Annotated in this window: 2 protein-coding genes; both read right to left on the reverse strand. The window is 71.1% G+C overall.

Features of this window, described 5'->3' with window-relative positions; translation table 11 throughout:
* The coding region (locus MJ777_RS21965; protein ID WP_239346440.1) for a beta-ketoacyl synthase N-terminal-like domain-containing protein at window positions 1-934 on the reverse strand (934 nt) is incomplete at its 3' end.
* Window positions 931-6,143, reverse strand: a 5,213-nt coding sequence (locus MJ777_RS22925; RefSeq protein ID WP_305039435.1) for an SDR family NAD(P)-dependent oxidoreductase, incomplete at its 5' end; no start/stop codon positions are given. The genes MJ777_RS22925 and MJ777_RS21965, both read right to left, overlap by 4 nt.

Genomic DNA, 6,143 nt, shown 5'->3' on the forward strand with positions numbered 1-6,143 from the left:
CCGTCAGCTGGCTGCTCGTGCCGTCCTGGTTGACGGCGCTGCCCCGGATCACGGCGAGTATCTGGTGGCCGAGGCGCTGGGCCTCCGACAGCCGTTCGAGGAGCAGAATACCGACGCCTTCGGCGAGGCTGAAACCATCGGCGGCGGCGGCGAACGGCTTGCACCGGCCGTCGGGGGCCAGCGCGCGCTGCCGGCTGAACTCGATGAACGCTCTGGGGGTGGCCATGACGGTGGCCCCGCCGGCCAGGGCCAGGCCGCATTCGCCGTTGCGGAGTGCCTGGCTGGCGAGGTGGATGGCCACCAGCGAGGAGGAGCAGGCGGTGTCGACGGTTATCGCCGGTCCTTCCAGCCCCAGGGTGTAGGCGATGCGGCCGGACGCGACACTCGTGGTGCTGCCGATCAGAACATAGCCCTCGATGTCCCGGGTGGCTTTCTGGGCCAGACCGGGAGCGTAGTCCTGGGCGATGACCCCGGCGAAAACACCGGTGTCGCTGCCGCGCACGGAGGCCGGGTTGATGCCGGCATTCTCGAATGCCTCCCATGTTGTTTCCAGGAGCAGCCGCTGCTGTGGGTCGGTGGCGAGTGCCTCGCGTGGGGACATTCCGAAGAAGGCCGCGTCGAAATCGGCCGCGTCGTGCAGGAATCCACCCGCACGCGCGTAGGACGCACCGGTTTGCTCCGGGTCGGGGTGATGAAGGCGATCGACGTCCCAGCCACGGTCGACGGGCAGGTCGGCGATGACCTCGTTTCCGTCGACCACCAGTTGCCACAGGCTCTCGACGGACCGCACACCGCCTGGGAACCGGCCGCTCATTCCGATGATCGCGATGGGTTCCCGGCTGGCTGATTCGACCTCCGCCAGGCGCTGCCTGGCGGTCCGCAGATCAGCTGTCGCCCGCCGGAGATAGTCGCGGAGCTTCTCCTCGTTCGTCACGGCGTCTCGCTCTCCCTATGGCTACCGGTCCGATGTGCCTGACTGGGGATTCCCAGCTCGTTGTCGAGTGCGGCGAAAAGTTCCTCGTCCGTTGCCGAACCGAGGTCGCCAGCTGCGCCGGGGCCGGCTGGCGAACCGAGGTCGTCCCCTGCGGAGCCGTGCGCGCGCGAGGTCGTGTGACGGCCGTTCCACATCCGCAGGAGCCCCTGGATGCGTGTCGCGATCTCGGTGTGCTCGTCATCGTCCACAGCAGTCGTCGACATAGCCGTCCGGAGCCGGTTGATTTCGGTGATCAACGGTGCTGCGGAAGCCGCGGACACGGGGACGAGCTGGGTGCGCAGGTAGGCGGTGAGCGCCGCCGGGGTGGGATGGTCGAAAAGTAGCGTGGTGGGCAGGCGCAGGCCGGTCGCCGCGTTGAGTCGGTTACGGAATTCCACCGCGGTGAGGGAGTCGAAACCCGAGGCGAGAAATCCACGGTCGGCTTCGATGGTGCCCGGATCCGCATGGCCGAGGACGGTTGCGGCGGTCGTCCGCACAAGGCCGATCACCTGACGTTCCTGCTCGTTTTCCGGCTGACCGGCCAGCCGCCGCACAAGAGAGTTCCGCTCAGGTTCGGCGTCGCTCGTCACGACCCGCCGGACGGGTAGGCGGACAAGGCCGCGCAGGATCTCCGGAATGTTCTCCGAGCTGCCCTGACGCTGGATTTTCATCGTGTCGATCCGGGCCGGTACGAGGCCTGCGTACGGCGTTGTCATGGCTGTGTCGAACAGTTTCAGGGCCACCTCGGTCGGCAGCGCGATGAGCCCCGTGCGGTTCATCCGGGTCACGTCGGTGTCCTGGAGATGGCTGGTCATGCCGCTGGCCTGGGCCCAGTAGCCCCACGCCAGTGACGTCGCGGGCAGGCCGTGTGCCTGTCGGTGGTGGGCCAGCGCGTCGAGGTAGGTGTTGGCGGCGGCGTAGTTCGCCTGGCCGGCGTTGCCGAGGATGCCCGCGACGGAGGAGTAAAGGACGAAGGCGGACAGGTCGAGACCGCGGGTCAGCTCGTGCAGGTTCCAGGCTGCGTCGACCTTGGGACGTAACACGGTGTGAAGGTGGTGCGGGGTCAGGGCGGTCACGGTGGCGTCGTCCAGCACGCCTGCGGTGTGGATGACAGCGGTCAGCGGGTGCTGGTGAGGGATGGCGGCGAGCAGCGCGGCCACCGCGTCGCGGTCAGCGGCGTCGCAGGCGGCGATGGTGACCGCGACGCCCAGCGCGGTGAGCTCGGCCGTGAGTTCCGCGGCGCCGTCGGCGGCGTTCCCCCGCCGGCTGGTCAGCAGCAGGTGACGCACCCCGTGGTGGGTGACCAGCCGACGGGCGGCGAGCTGCCCCAGCACGCCGGTCCCGCCGGTGATCAGCACTGTGCCGTCGGGGTCGAGCGGGACGGGAAGGGTGAGCGCCAGTTTGCCGGTGTGCCGTGCCTGGCTGAGGTGGCGCAGGGCCTGTGGGGCGTGGCGGACGTCCCATGCGGTCACCGGCAGCGGACGCAGCGCTCCCTGCTCGAACAGCGCCACCAGCTCGGCCAGGATCTGCCCGATGCGCTCGGGCGTCACGTCGCGGAGCAGGTCGAACGCCTGGTAGGTCACGGTGGGATGGCCGGCTGCCACGTCGTGCGGACGGCGCACGTCGGTCTTCCCCATCTCGATGAAACGGCCATCCGGACGCAGCAGCCGCAGGGACGCGTCGGTGAACTCGTGCGCGAGGGCGTTGAGGACGACGTCGACCCCACCGGCGGCAGTGCGGAACTTCCGCTCGAAGTCAAGGGTGCGGGAGGAGGCGATATGGTCGTCGTCGAGTCCCTGGGCCCGGAGGACCTGCCACTTGCCGGGGCTTGCGGTGCCGTAGACCTCGGCACCCCAGTGCCGCGCGAGTTGGACCGCGGCCATGCCGACCCCGCCGGTGGCGGCGTGGATGAGGACCGTTTCGCCGGGCCGGAGCCGGGCCAGGTCGGCCAGCGCGTGGTAGGCGGTGAGGAAGGCGACCGAGACGGTGGCGGCCTGGGTGAGGGACCATCCGGCGGGGATGTGGACCAGCAGGCGGTGGTCGACGACCGCCGACGAGCCCAGCATGCCGGGAAGCAGGCCCATGACACGGTCGCCGGGGGCGAAGCCGGTGACATCCGGGCCGACGTCCACGACCACCCCGGCGCCTTCCGCGCCGATGCGGGCCTCCCCCGGGTAGACGCCCAGGGCGATGAGCACATCCCGGAAGTTCACCCCGGCCGCGCGCGTCGTGAGGCGAATCTGCCCGCGGGCCAGCGGCTGGTCCGCTTCGGGGTGGGGCACCAGCGCCAGCGTGTCGAAGGTGCCGGGGGTGGTGACGTCCAACCGCCAGGACGGGGTGTCCAGGGGCGGGATCAGTGTGTGTGTCCGGGCCGTGTCGAGCGGAGCCAGGTCCCGCTGGGGGCGGTGCCGGGCCAGCCGGGGGACGTGGATCTCCCCACCACGCAGGGCGAGCTGCCCCTCGCCGCTGGCCAGCGCGGCCGGGAGCGCGTGCAGGGAGTCCGGGTGGTGGTCGAGGTCGAGCAGGACGAGCTGGCCGGGATGTTCGGACTGCGCCGCGCGGACCAGGCCCCAGACGCCGGCGGCGGCAAGGTTGCCGATGTCCTCCCCGGGGCGGGTGGCGACCGCGTCGTAGGTGACCACGACCAGCCTCGAGGAGGCGTACCGGTCGTCGGCCGACCAGGCCTGCAACACGGCCAGCGCTTGCCGGGTGGTCGTGTGCGTAGCCTCCGCGCCGGTGGCGGCTGGGCACGGCAGGAGCACGGTGTCGGGTACCGGGGCTCCCGTGGCGATGGCCGCGGTGAGCGAGGCCAGGTCCGGGCAGATCTCGACCGATGGACGTGTCGACGCCGCCAGGGCGGTCAGGCCCAGGGCGTCCGTTCCCAGTACGGTCCACCGACCCGGCGGTGGGATCTCGCGGGGCACATCCACCACCGGCCAGGTCAGCTCGAACAACGGCTCCTCGGGCACCCCACGGGCACCGGCGAGATGATCCGTCGAGGTCATCCGCAGCACCAGGGAGCCGATGGCGGCGACGGGCGCGCCGGTGAGGTCGGTGGCCCGCAGCGTCACCCGGTCGGTGCCGGTCGGCTGGACGTGCACCCGCAGCCCGCGGGCACCTGCCGCGGACAGCGACACGCCGCTGACGGCAAAGGGGAGCCGGATTGCGTGCGCCGCGTGCTCCCCGTCGGTCTCAGCCCCGGTCTCAGCCCCGGTCTCAGCCTCGGTCTCGCTGGCGGGGACGAGACCCACCGCCGCGTGCAGCGCGGCGTCCAGCAACGCCGGATGCAGCCCGAACCGGCCTGCGTCGGCCTGCTGCCCGGGTGGCAGGTGCACCTCGGCGAACACATCGTCGCCTCGCCGCCAGGCGGCTCGAAGCCCTTGGAAGACCGGCCCGTAGTCGTAGCCTCGGGCGGCCAGACGCTGGTAGAGGCCTGTCACGTCCACCGCGGTCGCATCCGCCGGCGGCCAGGCCCCGGCCAGGTCATCGGGCGCCGCTACCGACGCGGTCGTGCCAGTGCCGGTCAGGACGCCGTCAGTGCTGGTCAGGATGCCGGTCGCGTGCCGCGTCCACGCTCTGTCCGACCGGGTTCCCTCGACGAGGGTGCTGGCAGGGCATGAGTGGATGCTCACCGTCCGCCGGCCCGGGTCGTCCCCGGCTCCGACGATCAGTTGCAGCCGGATGCCGACAGCGTCGGGCACGACCAGCGGGGCTTCGAGCGTGAGCTCGGCGATCTCATCGCAGCCGACCTGGTCGGCGGCATGCAGGGCGAGGTCGACGAAGGCGCTGGCGGGGAGCAGGACTGTGCCCGAGACGGCGTGGTCGGCAAGCCAGGGGTGGGTCGCCAGGGAGAGCTGTCCGGTGAGCAGGACGGTGTCACCGTCGGCCAGGGGGAGGGCCGCGGCCAGCAGCGGATGGCCGGCGGGGTCCAGACCAGCGGCGGTGACGTCGTTCCCGGTGGGCGCGGCCAGCCAGTGGCGCTCGCGCTGGAAAGCGTAGGTGGGCAGGTCCGTGCGTCGGGCGGCCGGGCCGAACACGGCGGTCCAGTCGGGGCTGATGCCGTGGACGTGCAGGTGGGCCAGTGAGGTCGACAGACGCCGCCAGCCGCCCTCGTGCCGGCGCAGAGTGCCGGTGACAGTCGTCGTGGTGTTCTCCCCGACGGAGGTGTCGTCGATGGTTTGCTGGATGCCGACGGTGAGCACCGGATGGGAGCTGGTTTCGACGAATGTCCGGTGCCCCCCGGCGAGGGCGGCGCGGACCGCCGGGTCGAGGCGGACGGTCTGGCGCAGGTTGCGGTACCAGTAGTCGGCGGTGAGCTCGGTGGTGTCCAGGAGCATGCCGGTGACGGTGGAGTAGAAGGCGATGGTGGCGGGGCGGGGTGTGACGTCCGCCAGCAGACCGAGAACTTTTTCCCGGATGTTTTCGACCTGGGCGGAGTGGGAGGCGTAGTCGACCGGAATCTTCCGGGCCGGGACGTTCCGCGTTGCGTAAGCGTCCAGAATGTCGTCGAGTGTGTCCGGGTCGCCAGCAACAACAGTGGAGTGGGATCCGTTGATTGCGGCGATGTTGACCCGGTCACCGTTGACCCGGTCACCCAGCCGCGCGAGCTGCTCCGCCACCGTGGCCGCGGGCAGCGGAATGGCGACCATGCCACCGTGGCCAGCCAGTTCTCGGAGCGCATGGCTGCGCAGCGCCACGATTTTGGCGGCGTCCTCCAAGGTGAGCGCACCGGCTATGTGAGCGGCCGCGATTTCCCCCTGGGAATGGCCGATGACGGCGTCGGGGTGGACGCCCAGGGACTGCCAGAGGCGGGCAAGCGAAACCATGATTGCGAACAGCGCGGGCTGCACGACGTCGACGCGCTCCAGCGTGGGGGCGTCGGGGTGGCCGCGCAGCACGTCGATCAGGGACCAGTCCACGAACGGCGCCAACGCGTCCGCGCACGCTGCCAGCTGCTCGGCGAATACCGGGGAGGTGCCCAACAGCTCCACGGCCATCCCGGCCCACTGCGCGCCCTGACCGGGGAAGACGAACACGGTCTTCCCGGGGTCGCCGGCCACGCCCTCGACGAGGCCGGCGGCCTGCTCTCCCCGGCTCAGCGCCTGTAAGCCGGTCAGGAACTCGGCACGGTCACTGCCGACGACCAGCGCTCGATGCTCGAACGCGGTCC

Origin of the sequence: Protofrankia sp. Cj5, from assembly GCF_917627405.1 — a bacterium.
Classification (GTDB): Bacteria; Actinomycetota; Actinomycetes; order Frankiales; family Frankiaceae; genus Protofrankia.